The following is an 18386-nucleotide window of genomic DNA, read 5'->3' on the forward strand; positions in this document are numbered from 1 at the left end:
GCCAAGATGAGCTCACAATATTATTCTCAAAAACTGGATCCAGCAGTTTCGAATCGATGCACCCTCCATCGGTGGCTATATAAACAGCTCCGGACTTTGCTCCCAGCTTGCTGGTTGATTGGGATGGGAGTACTCCTCTGTGCTCCCGCCCTGGCGCAGGCGCCGGCTGCGGGCATCCGTGCGAACCCAACCTCGATTGAATCTGGCGGCAGTTCGACGCTGACGTGGACCACGTTTAACTGTGTGAGCGCTGATTTGAACGGCACACCGGTCGCATTGAATGGATCGCAGTTGGTTTCTCCCACTGCCACAACCACATATCGCATCACGTGTCGTAATTCGGCAGGCGCGACCGATTGGGGCCAGGTAAAAGTCACGGTGACCGCAAGCAGCGGCGCTCCGACCGCAGCAATCAGTGCGAACCCAACCTCAATCACCACAGGTGGCAGTTCTACCCTGACCTGGGCGTCGACCAACGCGGTAAGCGCGACTCTGAACGGCGCATCGGTTCCAGTCAATGGATCCCAGACCGTCTCACCAACTGCGACAACGACATATACTTTCATTGCCACGGGTTCATCAGGCACGACCGCTTCCGCCCAGGCAAACGTCACGGTGGCCGCCAGCGGTGCTCCGACCGCAGCAATCAGCGCCAGCCCAACCTCGATCTCCCCAGGTGGCAGCTCCACGCTGACCTGGACGTCGACCAATGCGGTGAGCGCGACTCTGAACGGCGCATCGGTTCCCGTCAATGGGTCGCAGGCTGTCTCACCAACCGCGACAACGACATACACCTTCGTTGCCACGGGTTCATCAGGCACGACCGCTTCGGCCCAGAGAACCGTCACTGTAAGTGCAAGCGGCCCTCCGGCTGCGGGCATCAAAGCGAACCCGACCTCGATCGTATCTGGCGGCAGTTCGACGCTGACGTGGAACACGTTGAACTGCGTGAGCGCGGATTTGAACGGCACGATGGTCGCATTGAATGGATCGCAGGTGGTTTCTCCTACTGCCACAACCACGTATCGCATCACGTGTCGTAATTCGGCAGGGGCGACCGATTGGGGCCAGGCCACCGTCACGGTGACCGGAGGCAGCGGTGCTCCGACTGCTGCAATCAGTGCGAACCCAACCTCGATCGCCCCAGGTGGCAGTTCTACGCTGACCTGGACGTCGACCAACGCGGTAAGCGCGACTCTGAACGGCGCATCGGTTCCCATCAATGGGTCCCAGACGGTCTCACCAACTGCGACAACGACATATACCTTCATTGCCACCGGTTCATCAGGCACGACCGCTTCCGCCCAGGCAAACGTCACGGTGACCGGAGGCAGCGGCGCTCCGACTGCCGCAATCAGTGCGAACCCAACCTCGATCGCCTCAGGTGGCAGTTCCACGCTGACCTGGACGTCGACCAATGCTGTGAGCGCGACTCTGAACGGCGCATCGGTTTCCGTCAATGGGTCCCAGACCGTCTCACCAACTGCGACAACGACATATACCTTTGGTGCGACCAATGCGGCGGGTGTGACCACCTCGGCCCAAGCCACCGTCATTGTAAATTCAAGCGGCCCTCCGGCTGCGGGCATCCGTGCGACCCCGACCTCGATTGCAACTGGCGACAGTTCGACGCTGACGTGGACCACGTTTAACTGCGTGAGCGCGGATTTGAACGGCACGACGGTCCCATTGAATGAATCGCAGGTGGTTTCTCCTACTGTCACAACCACGTATCGCATCACGTGCCGTAATTCAGCAGGCGCGACCGATTGGGGCCAGGTCACCGTCACGGTGACCGGAGGCAGCAATCCCCCCATTATCGGAATCAGTGCGAACCCAACCTCGATCGCCCCAGGTGGCAGTTCTACGGTGACCTGGACGTCCAACGGTGCGGTGAGCGCAACTCTGAACGGCGCATCGGTTCCCGTCAATGGGTCGCAGACTGTCTCACCAACTGCGACAACGACATATAACTTCATTGCCACGAGTTCAGGAGGCACGACCGTTTCGGCCCTGACAACCGTCACTGTGACAGGAGCGGCCGCCGTCACCGGGCAATGGGGGCCGGTGCAGACATGGCCGTTCATGGCCGCTCACGCACACCTTCTCCCGAACGGAAGCGTGCTCTTCTGGCCGTCTTTCGGTAATGGAAATAATCCCATACTGTGGAATCCGGTCACTAACAGCTTCAGCACTCCGCCTAAGGCTCAATTTAACATCTTCTGTTCTGGCCACTCATTTTTGCAGGACGGCAGGTTATTCGTTGCCGGTGGGCACGCTGGCATCCAGAGTGACGGACTCATCAGCAGCACCGTCTACGATCCGGGCCTGAATACCTGGACTCAGATGAGCAATATGAACGCACCGCGTTGGTATCCGACAAATACCACCTTGCCAAACGGCGACGTCCTGGTCGTATCTGGTTACACCACGAATGCCAACTACAACACATTGCCTCAGATCTGGCGTCCTGCAACGAACACTTGGCTGGGTCTGAACAGCGCCCAATTGATGCAGCCGCTTTACCCGATGATGTTTGTAGCGCCTAACGGGAAAGTGTTCGCTGCAGGCCCCGACCGGATAACAAGGTACCTCACTACCAGCGGGACCGGCGCGTGGACAACGATTGGCAACATCAACTACAGCGGAACGCGCGATTATGGGTCCGCTGTAATCTTCGATGGCAAGGTTCTGATCGCGGGCGGCGACGGCCACGCCGGACCTGCTACCAACACGGCGGAGATGATTGATCTGACTGCAACGAACCCCACATGGCAGTTCACGTCACCCATGTCGATTGCCCGTCGCCAACTCAACCTGACGCTTCTTCCGGATGGCCGAGTGCTTGCCTCCGGTGGCAGCGGTGGCTTCGGGTTCGACAACAAAAACTCCCCCGTGTACCCCACTGAAATGTGGGATCCCGCCACCGGCAACTGGACCACGATGGACAGCATCTCCGTCTATCGCGGCTATCATTCCACAGCGCTGCTCTTGCCCGATGGACGCGTGCTCTCTGCGGGTGGAGAGCAGACCGGAGCCAGCGCGGAGATCTACTCTCCTCCATATCTATTCAAAGGCGCTCGCCCAACCATCACCTCTGCGCCTTCTAGTGTGAAGTATGGGCAGACCTTCCTTATCGGCACACCGAACGCTGCGAATATCACCCAGGTAACATGGATCCGTCTGGGCTCCGTCACCCATGCGTTTGATCAGAACCAGCGTCTCAACCACCTTCAATTTGTCCAGGCTACTGGAGGGTTAAATATTACTGCGCCTGCAAATGGAAACCTGGCCCCCCCGGGGCATTACATGCTGTTCCTTGTGAACGGCAACGGCGTGCCATCGATAGCAAGAATCATCCAGATCACACCTTAGAGAGTGAACGCTGCCCACATCTTCAGCTGCTTATGAGGAAGGGACCATGAGAATCTATATTCGAAAATACCTTAGCGCTCTGTCAGTTATCCTACTGTTTACTCTAACCTCTGCGGTTAGTGCTCAGTCTTATTCGGTCATTGATATAGGTGCATTACCCGGCGGCAACACCATTGCCAGAAGACTCAATCTGGCGGGGCAGGCAATTGGACAGTCCGGAAAGATGTACGGCGTCCGCACACGCGCCTTTGTCTCCACCGGCGGCAGCCTGGTCGATATCGGAACCCTCCCCGGCGGAGAGTACAGTTCTGCCTCTGATATCAATACCAGGGGTGCGGTGGTGGGCGAGTCCAACACTGCCACCAACATCCACGCCTTCATCTGGGATGCAGCCGGAGGCTTGCAAGACCTGGGCACCCTCTCTGGCGATAAAGCCAGTAGAGCCTTCGGCATCAACGACTCCGATCAAGTAGTTGGATACTCTACTGGACCTCGTGAGCCGATTGCATTCCTATGGAGGAAGAACACAGGAATGACTAGCCTTGGCACCCTACCTGGAGGCGAAACAAGCGAAGCCTATGACATCAACAATGCAGGGGCTGTAGTAGGCGCCGCCTCCACGCAATCGGGTGAGAAGCATGCATTCCTATGGACACCCGGCAGCGGCATGAAAGATCTTGGAACATTGCCGGGCGACATCACCAGCGAAGCTCGCAGGATCGACAACACTGGTAACATCATAGGCTCATCCATCGGACCAAACGTCACCCACGCTTTTCTGTGGACAGCCGCCAGTGGCATGCAAAACATCGGAACACTGAACGGAACGGACAGCAGCGCTCTTGATCTAAACAACGTTGGCGAGGTCGTTGGCACCGCAACAGCATCGATGTCGGGCCATGCGTTTTATTGGTCCGCCGCCACCGGCATTAAAGATCTGAATACCCTGATCCCTGCCAATTCCGGTTTCATCCTTACGTCGGCGATATCCATCAACAATGCTGGTTGGATTTTAGCCCTGGCAGCAGAAACTATCGACAAAAGCGAGCCCTTACAACTCGATGATACGCATCAACACGCTGGGCAAATTCACACGTTGTTACTTAGGCCAGTTCGCTAAGGCAAGGTAGTCAGTCCTCTGACCCATGGACTTTATCAGCACAGTATTCTCCCCGTTCCAGTCCCTAGATTGTGAATCGCTTCTTTGCTTTTCGGCTGCAGGTTTCTCATGTTCCGTTGCGACCAGCATGATTTCAGATGGCGGATTCAACGCTTCGTGGATTTTGCGGCGCGAGGCTGGGCTCTTGAGAATCGACGAGACGGTCCCTCAGTAGCTTGAGCACGTCCTGCATGCCCGATCCGGTCTTAGCAGAGACCTCGAAGATCAGCATCCCAGGGCGCACTGTTTCGATGTTGCGGCGAGCGGCAGCCACATCAAACTCGGCAAGAGCAGCCATATCCATTTTTGTGATGATTGCGACATCGGAGCTGTTGAAGATGGTGGGATACTTTAGCGGTTTATCTTCGCCTTCGGTGGCGGAGAGCAGCACGAAGCGGAGTCCTTCGCCGAGATCGTAGCTGGAAGGACAGACGAGGTTGCCGACGTTCTCAATAAAGAGAAAATCCAGGGCGTCGAGCTGCCATCCATCGAGCGCCTTTTCGATCATCCGGGCGTCGAGATGGCAAATGGTTCCGGTAGTGATCTGGCGCACGTTGGGTGTAGCACGTTTGAGACGGGCGGCGTCGTTCTCTGTGGCGAGATCCCCGACCAACGCAGCAATGCGGAAATCGGCGGCGAGTCCGCCGAGGAGTTTTTCGAGGAATGCGGTCTTGCCCGAGCCGGGGCTGGAAACCAGGCCGACGACGAAAACGCCTGAGGCTGTGAAGCGCTCGCGGAGTGAGTGGGCGAGGAGGTCGTTCTGCTTCATAACCTTGGCGCGTACTTCGACGATGCGTGTGCTCATGCTACGACCTCGAGAGAAACGACTTCGAGCTCGCGACCGGTAACGATAGTTCCGCTCGGAGTTTTGCACTCCGGACAGCAGAGTTCATAGAGCGAGGGCGGCGTGCGGCTCTGGCGGCAGACGGTACAATGGATGACGAGAGGAACGGTTTCGATATCGAGGCGCGCATGTTCGAATGGCGTTCCCTGGCAGGCGAGTTCCCATGCGAAGAGAAGTGCGTTGCGGTCTACACCAGAAAAGGCACCGACCCTGAGATGCACGACCTCAACATTATGAAGGCCGCGCGCTTCGGAGGCGTCGCCGATCTCGTCGATGATGCTGAGAACGATCGATAACTCATGCATGAAACTGCCCTTTGCGCTTGCTGCCTTTGATTTGCGATGGGTTACATCGTGCTGATCTTGATATAGCGCTTAATGTCGGGGGCTACTACGATTGCCAGTGCGATTACGACGAGCCCCAACGCTCCAAGAAGGAATTTTTCGGTCATGGTGTCACCTCTCTGTTGTCAGGAATCAGGATGGATGTGTGCAACTGCATCTCCTTGCCTTCGCCAAGGAGTTTTCCAACCAGCTCTTCAATCATGTTCGATGCTTCTTCGACCATCGCTTGTACTGGCGGGGACAGGCCCATTCGGCCTTCAAGTTCGTCACCGAAGTCTGCAGGTTCACAGCCTACAACGAGGATTTGGGTAGCGATGGGACCGAGTGAAGCGGCAAGATTGAGGACGCGCATGGGGTCCATGCCGTGGGGATTCAGGTCCATGCAGACGGCTCCGGGGTTCCCGAGGCCGGTGAGATCCGGTTCAAGGATGAAGAGCGTGCCGGGCTTCTCACTGCGCTTCAGCGCGTCGACAAGGATAATGGTGTGCCATGGCTCGAGCAGCGTGTACGCAAGGTCGAAGCCGCGGATGCCAAAGTCCTTCACTTGAACTTCGTCGGGAAGCACGCGGTGAGAGAGCGAACGGGCGACTTCGACGCCGAAAGCGTCGTCTCCGAGGAAGATGTTGCCGATGCCGGCGATGAGGATTGTCCCGGTCATCTCGCGGTGTCCTCTTTGTAAGGCTCGATCTCTTCACTTCCAAAGAAGAAGCGATGACCGGGCTGGCGCAGCATACCGAGGTCACGTCCAGGATCTTCGTCGAGGACTACGGCTAACTGGATCTGATCATCGAAGTCCTGTTCGATGGCTTCGATGATGGCGATCTTCCCGGTGAGGGCGAGGTCCATGATGTCGGCTTTTTTTTGCGGCCGGATACGGATGCGATCACCGACGCGCAGGTCTACGCCCAGGACGCGAACCGACTCGGGCGGCGCTTTCTCTTCCGCAAAGGGATTCCATTCGGCGATGGGGCCATCAGGCAGATCAGTATTCATGAGGCGTCTCCTTGAATCTCGTGTAGCGCCCGGACGATGCCGTGGGTCTTCATCATCTCTTCGCCAGTGAGGGCTTCGGTACGTTCGAGGATGCGGCGGGCCCGAGGATCACCGCTTCGCATCTCTTCCTTTTCGGCGTCGGTGAGGGTGAGGACGCGGAGGGTGAGCATCTCGTCCATCTCGGTGCCGTCGAAGAAGTCGCCGGCACTCTCGGGCGAGGTTTTGGGGTAGTCATACAGGATGATGGGCGAGAGAAGAAGGATGGAACGGTTCGGTTCATCACCGGCGAGGACGGGAAATACGCCTGTATTGGTGCAGGCTTTGGCGTCAGCCGCGTAGGGATCGAGAGGTTCGAGGAGGGAGATAAATTCTCCACCGGTCAGGCCAAGGAGAAGATGCGCGGATACAAGCGACCGGGGCAACGCCTCCTCGCGAAGGGCTTTAGTCCCACTCGAAAGAGAGCTGATGTTTTCGAGTTCGAGATGCAGCTTCCAGGCGCCACTAGGAAGGGTCTGGGCGCGGATCGTGAGGCTCGCGGCGAGGTGTGATGCAGGTGCGATGTTCAGGCTCAGGGGCGCTGTAAGGAGAGCGCTGAGGTCCAAGTCACAATGGTCGAAGGTGCGTTCGGTGGCTTCATCCCAATTGAGCGATGGATCGACGAGGTTGGAACTCACGGGCTGGGGCAAAAGTTGAAGGAAGTTAACCTTGATGTCGAGCGCGGTGTTGGATCCAGGAACCAGCAGACATTCGGAGATCAGGCGGAAGGGTTCCTGAGGACGCTGAGCTTCAGCATAGATGCGCGGGTAGAGGGTTCCGAAATTCCATCGCTGGCGATTCTTGATCGCGGTGGAGCGGTAGGGATAGAGGATGTATCCCTCGTAGAGTACGGCAGCGGCGATATTTTCGACGGAGGTGAAGTTCATGCTTTAGCCTCCTCGGGAATCCCTGGTGAAGTGGTTTCAGCAAGAACCTTGGCTATGGCCTGTTCCCAGGTAGGCAGTCCGTGGCGGACCTTATAGTTGTAGAGCTGCTCGAAGGCATCGCGGCGAAGACAGAGCCAGGCTGAGTTGGGGTAGTGCATCTCCATCATCTCTTTCCAGACGGTGACGGGTAGACGATAGGTGGACTCGCGATCCCAAGGGACCTGCGAGATTTGCAGAGGGCGATCCGAACCTTCGTAGAAGAGGGTGCCACTGAACAGGACGGTGATGGGGATGTCGCCTGAATCAACGGCGTGGAAGTACTTGGTGGCAGCGACGTTGAAGTCGAAGGTGCAGGGAAGCTCGAGATCGACGAGGAGTTCGCCGGTGAAGCGCGGAACGGCGACGCTGGTGTTCATCCAGAGCAGCGGTTTGACGGTGCGAGCCCAGCGTTCGGGGGTTCCGAAGAGGTCGCGTAACTTCTCTTGTTCGTTGGCGACGTAGCGACGTCTGGCGGGTTCGATCTGGACCTGGCAGCGAAGGGTGATTGCGTGAATCGTTTCGGTAGCAGGGAAGTTGGTGATGCGCAGTTTGAGTGCGATCAATGGTATGGCGGCATGAGGCACCGCTTCTGCGCCATCGATCTGGAAGTGGAGCTCAGGCATGGGTGTGCTCCGGTTGCTGGCTAGCGTGGCTCTCTCTTACTTCACTGCTGCGAACCTTCAGACTGGCGAAGAACTCGTGGATGTGCTTCCAGACTTCGGCTCCTCCGGAGAGGCCGCGCCAATGCAAGCGGATGAGACCGACGAGATGAAAACATTCGTCGATGGGTACGATGTAGTACTCGGGCGACGTGCCGACGCGATTGACGAGGAAGGTTTCGACATCGGGTTCCATCGTTTGGAGAGAGGGATGTTCGGTCGCGATCTCGGTCCAGGATTCCAGGCTGAGCGACGATTCAATGGCGCCGGCGGGGCTGGGGTACATGGCCATCATCCTGCCTTCCGCGGTGTTGTAGTAGAAGAAGGCCAGGTTGATGGGGATCATGAGAGATTCCCATTGCAGATTAGGCATCTGGAAGTCGGAGAGAGCCCGTATGCGACGGGGAATGCGGAGGTAGTGGGCTCCGGGCTGGCCGCAGAAGAGCACGGCGCAACCGTCGCAGGAGCAGGCAATCTCACGCTTGCGATGGTCCAGCAGATGCTGGTGTGCAGGTGCTATTTGGACGCCGCAGAGCTCGCAGTGTTCGGCGTTGTCGGAGAGGGGACGACGACGGGCGGCCTGTCTCAGAAATGACGGGACTGGGGTTCGTTCCTGCTCGGCTTCGGGAAGTTCGTTCATGCTGGGCTCACAAGGGCTAGGCTGGTGGCAAGTGAGGCATCTTGGGATCGATGGGGTCGCGCTGTTGGGAGTTGATACCGGTGGCGTCCTTTGCTGTGCGGGTAGGACGTTGCGCGAGCGGTTCGGCGCGGTTCTCGCCTTTGCGGGTTCCGGTGGTATGGGCGGGGGTCTTCGGGTTTGTGTCCTGTTTGACCATGGCAGTTCCCCTTATTTGAGGCTTACGAGTTGAGGGCCGCTGTGCGAACTTGCGGCAACGTTCTCGGAGACGATTTCTATGATGTCGGGTGCAGCTTCGTAGAGCGCGTCTTCGACTGCATTTTTGAGAGTGATGGACGAGCTTGGGCAGCTACCGCAGGTTCCTTGAAGGCGCAAGTGGACGATACCATCGCGGACGCCGGCGAACTCGACGTCGCCGCCGTGGGATTTAAGATAAGGACGGACTTTCTCGATGCCGCGGCGCACGCGCGTTTCGATGTCGTCCGGGTGAAGGTTATGCAGCAGAAGCATGCTGGAAACCAGATCATTCTCCAATGCTTCGCTGAGGACACGTTCGCCTGCTGGGGTCTGCATGAGTGAATCAACGAGACGCTGCAGTGCTGCACCGTGTAGTTCGACGACAGATTGCACGAGATCGAGCGCGGCGGCGCGGGTCTCCGGGTCCCTCGCATCTTCGAGGCGGGCGGCGAGCTTTTCGACACGGTCTGTCTGCAGGCGGAACTCGCCGCGTTGTGGAAGCGCAATTGTGCCAACAACTTCGGCCCGAACACCGGTTTGGTACGCCGCGGCCATTACTCGTGCCCCGCTACGCCAAACATGGGAGCATGGCGAGTTTCGAGAACCCTGCCGTCGCCGAGATACATGTGGACACCGCAGGGCAGGCATGGGTCGAAGCTGCGGACGGTACGCATGATGTCGATTCCCTTAAACTTGTCGGGGCCGTTTTCCTCGAAGAGCGGAGTGTTCTGAACCGCGTCTTCGTAGGGGCCGGGAGTACCATACATGTCGCGGGGATTGGCGTTCCAGGGCGTGGGCGGATACGGGTGGTAATTGGCGATCTTGCCTTCGCGGATGACGACGTGGTGCGAGAGAACGCCACGAACGGCCTCGTGGAAGCCGCAGCCGATGGCTTCTTCGGGGACCTTGAAGTCTGTCCAAGTGGCAGAGCGGCCGGCATTCAACTCGGCGAGCGCCTTTTCCACAAAATGCAGCGCGGTGGCGGCAGCGTAAGCCTGAAAGTATGTGCGGGCGCGGTCGCGCTCGAGTGTGTTCGACCACTTCGGAATGTGCCACTCGAACTCGGCCTCGGGCAGCATTGCAGTTTTGGGAAGGTTGATCTTGACGCTATGTCCCGTGGCCTGGACATAGCCGATGTCAACAAGGCCGGACAGCGCCGTCGCCCAGAGACGTGCGATGGGGCCGCCGCCGGTGTCGAGAGCGAGGTGGTCGCCAGTACGCTGGTCGAGCCAGCGGGGCGACATGACCCAGGTGTAGTTGCCTTTGAAGTCGCGCTTCTGTGGCCTTGGAATGGTGGTCTGGTTCCATGGGTGGCGCTTATCGACGGGGTTGCCGAGCGGGTCACGGGCGACGAAGGTCTCCTTGCCCTGCCAGTCGTCGTAGTAGGAACTGCCGAGGAGGATTCGTATGTTGAGGTTGATGTCGACGAGCGAGTTGGTGACCAGTTCACCATCGACGACTACACCTGGGGTGACGAACATCTTGCGTCCCCATTCCGCCATGTTTTTGTACTGGTAGTCGCAATGGTCTGGGTCGTTGTAGGATCCCCAACAGCCGAGCAGGATGCGACGACGGCCAACCTCTTCGTAACCGGGCAGCGCCTCGTAGAAAAAGTCGAAGAGATCGTCATGCAGAGGCAGGACCTTCTTCATGAACTCGACGTATTTCATGAGGCGTACAAGGTAGTCGGTGAAGAGCTGAATAGTGGCTACTGTGCCGACCCCACCGGGATAGAGCGTCGATGGATGAACGTGCCGCCCTTCCATGAGGCAGAACATCTCGCGAGTTAGACGGCTCATGGCGAGAGTTTCGCGATAGAAGGTGCCGGTGAAGGGATTGAGCGCGGTCATGATGTCAGAGATCATGCGGTAGCCGTGCTTTTCGGCGTTGGGCGATGGCGTGTGCTGGGCTTTCTCCCAGACATTCGGATTGGTTTCCCTGACCATCTGCTCGCAGAAGTCGACACCGACGAGGTTGTCTTGAAAGATGTTGTGATCGAACATGTACTCGGCCGCTTCGCCAAGGTTGACGATCCACTCGGCGAGTGCGGGAGGTCGGATGCCAAAGGCCATGTTTTGCGCGTAGCAGGCGCAGGTGGCATGGTTGTCACCACAGATGCCGCAGATGCGACTGGTGATGAAGTGGGCATCGCGCGGATCTTTGCCCTTCATGAAGATGCTGTAGCCGCGAAAGATGGATGAGGTACTGTGACACTCGGCGACGGTCTTGTTAGCGAAGTCGATCTTGGTGAAGATACCGAGACTGCCGACGATTCGGGTGATGGGATCCCAGTTCATCTCGACGAGATTGCGCTGCTTATCCTCGAGTTCAGGGATGGTATCGGGAAACGTAGCCATGGATTTACTCCTCTCTCGAGTGGCTAGATTGCGTTGGGACGATCTGGACGATAGCCGGTCGTGAGTTCAGGGCGATTGTGGCGCCACTTCGGTTCCTTGTTTACCGTAGCGTTGGTGATGCCGCGGAGTGCACGGATCATGCGTCCATAACCGTTGACGAGCGTGGCGGAGAGCATGCCGCCGGGGGGTTCGTCCATGAAGGGCATGAACTTATCGGGGAAGCCGGGCATGGTGCAGCCGATGCAGATGCCGCCGACATTGGGACAGCCGCCGATGCCGCGCATCCAGCCGCGTTTTGTGACATTGCAATCTACGACAGGACCCCAGCAGCCAAGTTTGACGAGGCATTTTGAAGAGCCGTATTCGGTGGCGAAGTCTCCCTGCTCGTAGTAGGAGCCGCGATCGCAGCCCTCGTGGACCGTTTTGCCGAAGAGCCAGGTAGGACGAAGCTGCTTATCGAGCGGAATCATTGGAGCCAGCCCGGCGACCTGGTAGAGCAGATAAAGAACGGTCTCCATGAAGTTGTCGGGTTGAACGGGACAGCCAGGCACGTTGACGATGGGTAGGCCAGCCTTGGAACGCCAGCCCCAGCCGAGGTAATCCGCAAGCCCCATGGCGCCGGTGGGATTGCCAGCCATGGCGTGGATACCGCCATAGGTGGCGCAAGTGCCTGCACCGATGACGGCCAAGGCCTTGGGCGCGAGTCGATCGATCCATTCGCAGGTGGTGATAGGCTGACCGGTGTCATGGTTTGTTCCCATTGCCGCCCAATAACCTTCCTGCTTGATTTTTTCGTTGGGGATAGAGCCTTCGACTACGAGGACGAAAGGATCGATCAGGCCTTTCTCAGCGTCGTAAAAGAACTGCATAAACTCGTCGCCGTTTTCGTATGCGAGCACCGGATTGTGAAGATGAACTTTGGGGAGGCCTGGGATGGCACCCAGCAGAACGTCTTCGATCGACGGCTGTTCCGCGGCAGTGACGGAGACGCTATCTCCGTCGCAACTGAGTCCGGCGGTGATCCAGAGGATGTGAACGTCGGATACGGGGGACGGTCTGGTTATTTTGCTCAATGGTTCAGCCATTGGATTCTCCTTGAGCCAGGGTTATGACCTGCCCGGCGAGGTTGCTCGCAGCCGAGGTCTGGGAACGACCGCGGCTTGGCAACGTGGAATCGAAGAGTCGAAGCACAAGAACTGCGGGGGAATATTCAGAGAGGCGGAATGGTAGAAGCAGGGCAAGCCTGTCACCTTCGGGAGTCGAGTGTTGACTCTGGCCCATAGCCTGCGACAAGATACGCAGGCTCGAATGGGAGAGACAGTACGCCCATCCAAGCTCGCTGTCAAACGCATAAACATGCACATTTATATGGCCTTTTCGAAAGGCCTGGATGATTGACGGCATCCCTTGACTCAATAGGCCATTGCCCGGCATCAGCAGATGCGTGGGAGCTGCTCGCCGAACATCACGTCGAGTACGCGCGTACCGCCGATTTCCGTTTTCATCAGCACCATGCCCGGATGTGTTTCTACGACTTCGCCGATGATGGCAGCGTCCTGACCTAGAGGATGTTGCCGCATCCGATCGAGTACGGCGTCGGCCATACCGGGAACGACGAGAGCGAGCAGCTTGCCCTCGTTCGCGACGTAGAGAGGATCGAGTCCCAGTACCTCACACGCGCCCTTGACCGACTCACGCACGGGAATCGCTCGCTCATCCAGCACCATGCCGACGTTGGCGTGTTTGGCGATCTCGTTGAGTGTGGTCGAGACGCCGCCGCGGGTCGGGTCGCGCAGCGTGTGGATGAAGTCGTTTGCAGGCGAGGTGGTAAGCATTGCCGTGACGAGGCCGTTGAGTGGCGCGCAATCGCTCTCGATGGCGCTTTCGAATTCGAGGCCCTCGCGCTGGCTCATGATCGTCATGCCGTGGTCGCCGATGTAACCACTGAGAATGATCTTGTCGCCGGGACAGGCACGATCGGCCGAGATGCTGACGTTGTGCTCGATTACGCCGATGCCGGTTGTGGTGATGAAGATCTGGTCGCCCTTGCCGCGGTTGACCACCTTGGTGTCGCCGGTGACGAGTTGTACACCGGCCTCGGCGGCCGCGGCACGCATGGATTCGATTACCCGCCGCAGATCGTCCACTGGAAGACCTTCTTCCAGGATGAAGGCGGCCGAGAGATACAGCGGGCGGGCTCCGCTCATCGCCAGGTCGTTTACTGTTCCGTGAATGGCGAGCCGTCCAATGTCGCCCCCGGGAAAGAAGATCGGTGTGACAACGAAGGAATCTGTAGTGAATGCCAGCCGCGTTCCGCCGATGGTGAGCACGGCCTGGTCGTCAAGCTTATCGAGAATGGGATTGTGAAATGCCGGGAGGAAGATCTTGTCGATCAGGTCGGCGGTGAGCTTGCCGCCACTACCATGTCCGAGGACGATCCGTTTGTGGTCGAAGATAGGCAGAGGGCAGAAACCGAAGGATGTCAGGCTCTTGCCAGACATTGTCTCCTCCGTCTTGAGATCGTCTTCTGTGGCTGCCATGAGTATATTCGCGCTCCTAGTGGGACCGGACGGGAAAATCATGCGGGGTGAGGCCGGGAACGATCTGATGGAGTATATCGGCTCCCTGCGGGTTCAGATGGCGGCCGTAGGCGTAGTACGCGGCGCAGGCTCCCTCAGCCGAGACCATGGTCGCACCGAGCGGATGCTGCGGATCGCAGAGCGTGCCAAAGGCCGGACAATCATGCGGCTTTTTGATCCCGCGAAGGATTTCACCGCTGAGGCATATCTCAGGCTCGAGCGTGCAGATCCCGGTCACATCAAAAAGCTTTTCGGCGTCGTGGCGAAAGAACTCGTCGCGCAAACGATAGCCGCTCATTGGGATGCTTCCGATACCGCGCCACTGGCGATCGCCGACCTCGAAGACCTTGTCGATCAGCCGCTGTGCCGGCAGATTGCCCTGGCGATCGAGTATGCGAGAGTACTGGTTCTCGACCGCAGCACGCCCTTCCTCCAACTGCTTGATCGTCATCAGCACACCCTGGAGAATATCGATCGGCTCGAATCCGGTGATAACAATAGGGACGTGGTGTCGCGCGCAGATGGGATCGTACTCGCTGTATCCCATCACAGCGCAGACATGGCCAGGGCCAAGGAAGCCCTGCACCCGATTGCCGGAAGCACCGAGGATGGCTTCGAGCGCCGGTGGCACCAGGACATGCGAGACCAGCAACGAAAGATTGTTCACCTGCTCTTCGCGGGCTCGCCAAGCGAGCATCGCGTTGGCCGGAGCTGTGGTTTCGAAGCCGATAGCGAAGAAGACGACCTGCTTGTCGGGATTGGCGCGGGCGATCTTCAGGCAATCGAGTGGCGAGTATACGATGCGTACATCTCCGCCGAGTGACTTGATCGAGAAGAGGTCGCCATCGGAGCCGGGCACGCGCAGCATGTCGCCGAACGAGCAGAAGATCACATTGGGTAAGCGCGCGATGGCATGCGCCTTGTCGATCATCTCAAGCGGCGTGACGCAGACCGGACAACCTGGTCCATGCACAAGTTCGACACCTTCCGGCAGAAGATGATCGAGGCCGTTCTTGACGATCGAGTGGGTCTGGCCGCCGCAGACCTCCATCAAAACCCAGGGCCGCGTCTGAACACGTCGAATTTCGGCAACGATTTTCGCAGCGATTTCTCCGTCGCGATACTCATCGAGATATTTCATTTAGGAGGACCTCCAGGGTTCATCCAGGCGGGGTAAGCTGGTATGTCCGTCCCGGGAATCTCGTCGACAACGGGGGACTCAAGCTCGGTCAACTGATCGAGATCCTTTAATGCCTGGTAGGTGCGTTCCGCTTCGGCTGCATCAATGCGGCTGATCGCAAAGCCAACATGAACCAGGACATATTCGCCGCTCTGAGTCTCCGGTACGTACTCCAGACAAGCTTCGCGAACGATGCCACCGAATTGGACTTTGGCCATGAGGAGGCCGCGTTGGTCATAGACACTTACAACTTTGCCGGGAATTGCCAGGCACATGTCAGTCTCCTCAACGCAACAACTCATTTGCGATGACGGCTTGGCCGAGTGCAATTCCGCCGTCGTTCGCGGGCACCATCGCGTGTAAGAATACTCCAAACCCCAAACGGCGCAACTCCACAGTTGTAAGTCCCAGCAGAATATGATTTTGAAACACCCCTCCGCTCAGGCAGACGCGGTCCAGTCCGTCACTCCTGCGGATGCAGCAACATACCTCGACGATTGCGGCGCTGAGCGTGTTATGGAAGCAAGCGGAGATCTCGTTTACCCGCCGGCCCCTGGCAAGATCTCTGATAATCGCAGACACGGTGGGACGAAAATCGACCACGACGGGCTCACCTTGCTGCAGTTCATATTCGTAACGATCGGTGATACTCCGATCTACCGCCATCTCTAGCGCAATGGCCGCCTGCCCTTCGAACGTGACCTCGGAGTGCATCCCCAATAGCGCTGCTATGGCGTCGAATAGCCGCCCGCACGAAGAGGTCTGCACTGTTTGAATACGGCGCGATAGCATGGCATCCACAAGGTTGAACTGTTTGATAGGAACATCTCGAAAACAGGCAAGCTCGTCAGGAATCCGACCGCCAAAAGAATCTCGGAGGTAGCTTAGAGCCATGCGCCAGGGCTGACGTATCGCCGCATCGCCGCCAGCAAGCGGCACAGCGCGGATATGGGCGCGGCGCTCGAAACCGGCGAGATTTGCAACAAAAAATTCACCACCCCAGATAGTGCCATCGGGACCAAGCCCGGTGCCGTCCATTGCAACACCGATGACATTTCCATTGAGGCGATTTTCCGCCATGCAGCTAGCTATATGCGCATGATGATGCTGTACGGCAAATCTGCGATCGATGCTGGAGGCGAGCGCCATGCGTGTGCTTCGGTAGCCAGGGTGCAGATCGTGTGCGATGGCCCTGGGCGTAACCTTGAAGAGGTGTTTCATCTTCTCCAAGGTCTCTTCGAAGAAGCACATGGTTTCGTAGTTTTCGAGGTCGCCGATATGCTGACTCAAGATGGCGTGCGTGCCTCGGGTGAGGCAGAACGTATTCTTAAGTTCGGCCCCTACTGCCAAGACCTGCTCCAACTCGATCCCCAGATCAATGGCCTGTGGCACGAAGCCTCGAGAACGGCGCAGGACACGTTCGCGCCGCTCGAAGATGCGGACCACAGAATCGTCCACGCGTGTGGCAATGTCCCGATTATGGAGGAGGAACCAGTCGGCGATGCCTGATAAACGTTCGAGCGCTTCGATGTTTGAGACGACGATCGGCTCCTCGCTGAGATTGCCGCTTGTCATGACGAGGGCGCCGAACTCCGGTGGTGATCCCGGCGAGTCACTGAAGAGCAGGTAATGCAGCGGTGTATAGGGGAGCATGATGCCGAGTGTGTTGTTTCCTGGGGCGACGGCATCTGTCGGGCTGGCCGCCTCCGAATCCTTAGATGACAAACGGGGCAGAACCACGATGGGCCGGCGCGGATGCTGCAGCGTGGATGCGTCGTCTGACGAAACCGCGCAAATGTTTCTGATACTTTGCAAATCGCGTGCCATCAGGGCAAAGGGTTTCAGAGGACGGCGTTTGCGTCTGCGCAGCTCAGTGACAGCAACGTCGTTGCTCGCATCACAAGCAAGCAGAAAACCGCCCAGTCCTTTGACGGCGACGATCTTGCCCTCCCTGAGGAGTTGCCTTACCTTGCGGATCGCGGGGAGAGAATCCTTATCGTGAAAGGAACAATCTTCTGGATTGGATCCGCTAGGGGCAAGACACAGCGATGGTCCACAGATTGCGCAAGCGTTTGGCTGAGCGTGGAAGCGTCGATTGCCCGGGTCGCTGTACTCCGCCTTACATGCTTCGCACATGACGAAGCCGGACATCGTTGTCTTCGCGCGATCGTAGGGTATGTCCTGGACTATGGTGTAGCGCGGACCACAATGTGTGCAATTTGTAAATGGATATCCGAAGCGTCGATTGGATGGATCTCCGAAGTCATTCCAGCACGCGTCGCAGGTGCCGGCATCTGGAGTGACAAGGGCAAATTCACCGAGCGCCTCCTGGCTCTCCAGAATGTCGAAGCTGGTTTCTCCCACGGTCTCCATTTCAGCGACGGTCAGCTCAAGAATCTCAGCGAGCCGCGGAGAATTGGGGCGCAGATCATCGATAAACTTACAAACCAGCGCGGCGCTACCCTCGATTTCTATCGTCACGCCGGAAGAAGAATTGAAGACGAAGCCAGTAAGCCCGAGTGATGTCGCAAGCCTGTAGACGTACGGGCGAAAGCCTACTCCCTGGACGATGCCGCGAACGTGAAGTTGACGTCGAGTCTTCGAGTTTGAATGGAGTGGTGGCATTTAGGAGTCTCAGCATACCTGACTCGTAACTCATGCTTTCATGGAGCGACGCTCAACGAGATCTAAAATGACCCCGAACTCCCAGTACCGCGCCGTTCACTTCTCGAATGACGTGAGAGCGTGGACCAGGGGCGTGGTCGGCAAGAGGCGTATCTTGGAGGCCAACAACTACCAAGCTGGCGCACTCCGATTGGGCGATCGCGGTAATTACCTCCGCGAGGTTACCAAACTCCACACGTATTCTCACGTTGCAGTAGCGTTCTACGCACGCAATTCGGGCCGACGATCAGAGTTGGACATATTGCATGATGCAGTATAGATTCTGCAATCGACCCTAGCACCAACCGTTCGAGGCCGCTTGCGCCATGTGATCCCACGATGATCAGGTCCGCTTTCTCTTGCACGGCGACTCGATTGATCAGATGCTACCGCATT

General features: G+C 57.9%; 20 protein-coding genes. 2 read left to right on the forward strand and 18 right to left on the reverse strand.

What is annotated here, in order from left to right; translation table 11 throughout:
• Positions 1 to 26 precede the first annotated feature (26 nt).
• Positions 27 to 1556, reverse strand: coding sequence for a hypothetical protein (locus BDD14_RS31520; RefSeq protein WP_165419858.1), 1530 nt, complete (start codon positions 1554 to 1556; stop codon positions 27 to 29).
• Between BDD14_RS31520 and BDD14_RS31525 the strand changes: the two genes are divergently transcribed.
• Together BDD14_RS31525 and BDD14_RS01140 are read left to right on the forward strand one after the other, a co-directional pair.
• Positions 1528 to 3375, forward strand: a complete 1848-nt coding sequence (locus tag BDD14_RS31525) for a galactose oxidase-like domain-containing protein (RefSeq protein ID WP_165419859.1) — start codon at positions 1528 to 1530, stop codon at positions 3373 to 3375. The two genes, BDD14_RS31520 and BDD14_RS31525, sit on opposite strands and share 29 nt — an antisense overlap.
• A gap of 46 nt (positions 3376 to 3421) precedes the next feature.
• Positions 3422 to 4495, forward strand: a complete 1074-nt coding sequence (locus BDD14_RS01140) for an HAF repeat-containing protein (RefSeq protein ID WP_130417212.1) — start codon at positions 3422 to 3424, stop codon at positions 4493 to 4495.
• 133 nt (positions 4496 to 4628) lie between these two features.
• Here BDD14_RS01140 and hypB read toward each other — a convergent pair whose 3' ends face one another.
• The 17 genes from hypB to BDD14_RS34165 all read right to left on the reverse strand — a co-directional run bounded on the left by hypB (position 4629) and on the right by BDD14_RS34165 (position 18373).
• Positions 4629 to 5339 carry a hydrogenase nickel incorporation protein HypB gene (hypB, locus tag BDD14_RS01145; protein ID WP_130417213.1) on the reverse strand — a complete coding sequence of 237 codons (711 nt, stop codon included), beginning with the start codon at positions 5337 to 5339 and terminating at the stop codon, positions 4629 to 4631.
• Entirely contained in the window at positions 5336 to 5683 is a 348-nt protein-coding gene (hypA, locus tag BDD14_RS01150) for a hydrogenase maturation nickel metallochaperone HypA (RefSeq protein ID WP_130417214.1), read from the reverse strand. The genes hypB and hypA overlap by 4 nt, the downstream gene beginning before the upstream one ends.
• 41 nt (positions 5684 to 5724) lie before the next feature.
• On the reverse strand, positions 5725 to 5829 hold the full coding sequence (locus BDD14_RS34160; protein WP_423201739.1) for a DUF6893 family small protein: 105 nt from the start codon (positions 5827 to 5829) through the stop codon (positions 5725 to 5727).
• Complete coding sequence (locus tag BDD14_RS01155) at positions 5826 to 6380, reverse strand: hydrogenase maturation protease (RefSeq protein WP_130417215.1); 555 nt, start codon at positions 6378 to 6380, stop codon at positions 5826 to 5828. The genes BDD14_RS34160 and BDD14_RS01155 overlap by 4 nt, the downstream gene beginning before the upstream one ends.
• Complete coding sequence (locus BDD14_RS01160) at positions 6377 to 6715, reverse strand: hypothetical protein (protein WP_130417216.1); 339 nt, start codon at positions 6713 to 6715, stop codon at positions 6377 to 6379. The genes BDD14_RS01155 and BDD14_RS01160 overlap by 4 nt, the downstream gene beginning before the upstream one ends.
• Positions 6712 to 7638: a hypothetical protein gene (locus BDD14_RS01165; RefSeq protein ID WP_130417217.1), complete on the reverse strand. Its 927-nt coding sequence runs from the start codon at positions 7636 to 7638 to the stop codon at positions 6712 to 6714. The genes BDD14_RS01160 and BDD14_RS01165 overlap by 4 nt, the downstream gene beginning before the upstream one ends.
• Complete coding sequence (locus BDD14_RS01170; protein ID WP_130417218.1) at positions 7635 to 8300, reverse strand: DUF6084 family protein; 666 nt, start codon at positions 8298 to 8300, stop codon at positions 7635 to 7637. The genes BDD14_RS01165 and BDD14_RS01170 overlap by 4 nt, the downstream gene beginning before the upstream one ends.
• Positions 8293 to 8976, reverse strand: coding sequence for a DUF5947 family protein (locus tag BDD14_RS01175; RefSeq protein ID WP_130417219.1), 684 nt, complete (start codon positions 8974 to 8976; stop codon positions 8293 to 8295). Before BDD14_RS01175 ends, BDD14_RS01170 begins: the two co-directional genes overlap by 8 nt.
• A gap of 16 nt (positions 8977 to 8992) precedes the next feature.
• Positions 8993 to 9172, reverse strand: coding sequence for a hypothetical protein (locus BDD14_RS01180; RefSeq protein WP_130417220.1), 180 nt, complete (start codon positions 9170 to 9172; stop codon positions 8993 to 8995).
• An 11-nt stretch (positions 9173 to 9183) separates the two neighbouring features.
• Positions 9184 to 9765, reverse strand: coding sequence for a NifU family protein (locus BDD14_RS33985; protein WP_165419860.1), 582 nt, complete (start codon positions 9763 to 9765; stop codon positions 9184 to 9186).
• A complete protein-coding gene (locus BDD14_RS01190; RefSeq protein ID WP_130417222.1) occupies positions 9765 to 11567 on the reverse strand; it encodes a nickel-dependent hydrogenase large subunit in 1803 nt (600 codons plus the stop codon). The genes BDD14_RS33985 and BDD14_RS01190 overlap by 1 nt, the downstream gene beginning before the upstream one ends.
• 23 nt (positions 11568 to 11590) lie before the next feature.
• Positions 11591 to 12652 carry an NADH-quinone oxidoreductase subunit B family protein gene (locus BDD14_RS01195; RefSeq protein WP_130417223.1) on the reverse strand — a complete coding sequence of 354 codons (1062 nt, stop codon included), beginning with the start codon at positions 12650 to 12652 and terminating at the stop codon, positions 11591 to 11593.
• 348 nt (positions 12653 to 13000) lie between these two features.
• Positions 13001 to 14107 (reverse strand): hydrogenase expression/formation protein HypE, encoded by a 1107-nt coding sequence (gene hypE / locus BDD14_RS01205; RefSeq protein WP_130417225.1) that lies wholly within the window; start codon positions 14105 to 14107, stop codon positions 13001 to 13003.
• A 16-nt stretch (positions 14108 to 14123) separates the two neighbouring features.
• Positions 14124 to 15287 carry a hydrogenase formation protein HypD gene (hypD, locus tag BDD14_RS01210; protein WP_130417226.1) on the reverse strand — a complete coding sequence of 388 codons (1164 nt, stop codon included), beginning with the start codon at positions 15285 to 15287 and terminating at the stop codon, positions 14124 to 14126.
• Entirely contained in the window at positions 15284 to 15601 is a 318-nt protein-coding gene (locus BDD14_RS01215) for a HypC/HybG/HupF family hydrogenase formation chaperone (RefSeq protein WP_130417227.1), read from the reverse strand. Before BDD14_RS01215 ends, hypD begins: the two co-directional genes overlap by 4 nt.
• A 10-nt stretch (positions 15602 to 15611) precedes the next feature.
• A complete protein-coding gene (gene hypF / locus BDD14_RS01220) occupies positions 15612 to 17951 on the reverse strand; it encodes a carbamoyltransferase HypF (protein ID WP_130417228.1) in 2340 nt (779 codons plus the stop codon).
• A 221-nt stretch (positions 17952 to 18172) separates the two neighbouring features.
• Positions 18173 to 18373, reverse strand: a complete 201-nt coding sequence (locus tag BDD14_RS34165) for a universal stress protein (protein WP_130422562.1) — start codon at positions 18371 to 18373, stop codon at positions 18173 to 18175.
• Between the last annotated feature and the right edge of the window lie 13 nt (positions 18374 to 18386).

Origin of the sequence: Edaphobacter modestus, from assembly GCF_004217555.1 — a bacterium.
GTDB classification, from domain to species: domain Bacteria; phylum Acidobacteriota; class Terriglobia; order Terriglobales; family Acidobacteriaceae; genus Edaphobacter; species Edaphobacter modestus.

Bases quoted from the DNA above. Each gene is read 5' to 3' on its own strand.
- BDD14_RS01140 (WP_130417212.1), top strand. From the start codon at position 3,422: ATGAGAATCTATATTCGAAAATACCTTAGCGCTCTGTCAGTTATCCTA.
- BDD14_RS01155 (WP_130417215.1), bottom strand. From the start codon at position 6,380: ATGACCGGGACAATCCTCATCGCCGGCATCGGCAACATCTTCCTCGGA.
- hypA (WP_130417214.1), bottom strand. From the start codon at position 5,683: ATGCATGAGTTATCGATCGTTCTCAGCATCATCGACGAGATCGGCGAC.
- BDD14_RS01165 (WP_130417217.1), bottom strand. From the start codon at position 7,638: ATGAACTTCACCTCCGTCGAAAATATCGCCGCTGCCGTACTCTACGAG.
- hypD (WP_130417226.1), bottom strand. From the start codon at position 15,287: ATGAAATATCTCGATGAGTATCGCGACGGAGAAATCGCTGCGAAAATC.
- BDD14_RS01175 (WP_130417219.1), bottom strand. From the start codon at position 8,976: ATGAACGAACTTCCCGAAGCCGAGCAGGAACGAACCCCAGTCCCGTCA.
- BDD14_RS01180 (WP_130417220.1), bottom strand. From the start codon at position 9,172: ATGGTCAAACAGGACACAAACCCGAAGACCCCCGCCCATACCACCGGA.
- BDD14_RS01190 (WP_130417222.1), bottom strand. From the start codon at position 11,567: ATGGCTACGTTTCCCGATACCATCCCTGAACTCGAGGATAAGCAGCGC.
- hypE (WP_130417225.1), bottom strand. From the start codon at position 14,107: ATGGCAGCCACAGAAGACGATCTCAAGACGGAGGAGACAATGTCTGGC.
- BDD14_RS31520 (WP_165419858.1), bottom strand. From the start codon at position 1,556: ATGACGGTGGCTTGGGCCGAGGTGGTCACACCCGCCGCATTGGTCGCA.
- BDD14_RS34160 (WP_423201739.1), bottom strand. From the start codon at position 5,829: ATGACCGAAAAATTCCTTCTTGGAGCGTTGGGGCTCGTCGTAATCGCA.
- BDD14_RS33985 (WP_165419860.1), bottom strand. From the start codon at position 9,765: ATGGCCGCGGCGTACCAAACCGGTGTTCGGGCCGAAGTTGTTGGCACA.
- BDD14_RS01170 (WP_130417218.1), bottom strand. From the start codon at position 8,300: ATGCCTGAGCTCCACTTCCAGATCGATGGCGCAGAAGCGGTGCCTCAT.
- BDD14_RS01160 (WP_130417216.1), bottom strand. From the start codon at position 6,715: ATGAATACTGATCTGCCTGATGGCCCCATCGCCGAATGGAATCCCTTT.
- hypF (WP_130417228.1), bottom strand. From the start codon at position 17,951: ATGCCACCACTCCATTCAAACTCGAAGACTCGACGTCAACTTCACGTT.
- hypB (WP_130417213.1), bottom strand. From the start codon at position 5,339: ATGAGCACACGCATCGTCGAAGTACGCGCCAAGGTTATGAAGCAGAAC.
- BDD14_RS01215 (WP_130417227.1), bottom strand. From the start codon at position 15,601: ATGTGCCTGGCAATTCCCGGCAAAGTTGTAAGTGTCTATGACCAACGC.
- BDD14_RS01195 (WP_130417223.1), bottom strand. From the start codon at position 12,652: ATGGCTGAACCATTGAGCAAAATAACCAGACCGTCCCCCGTATCCGAC.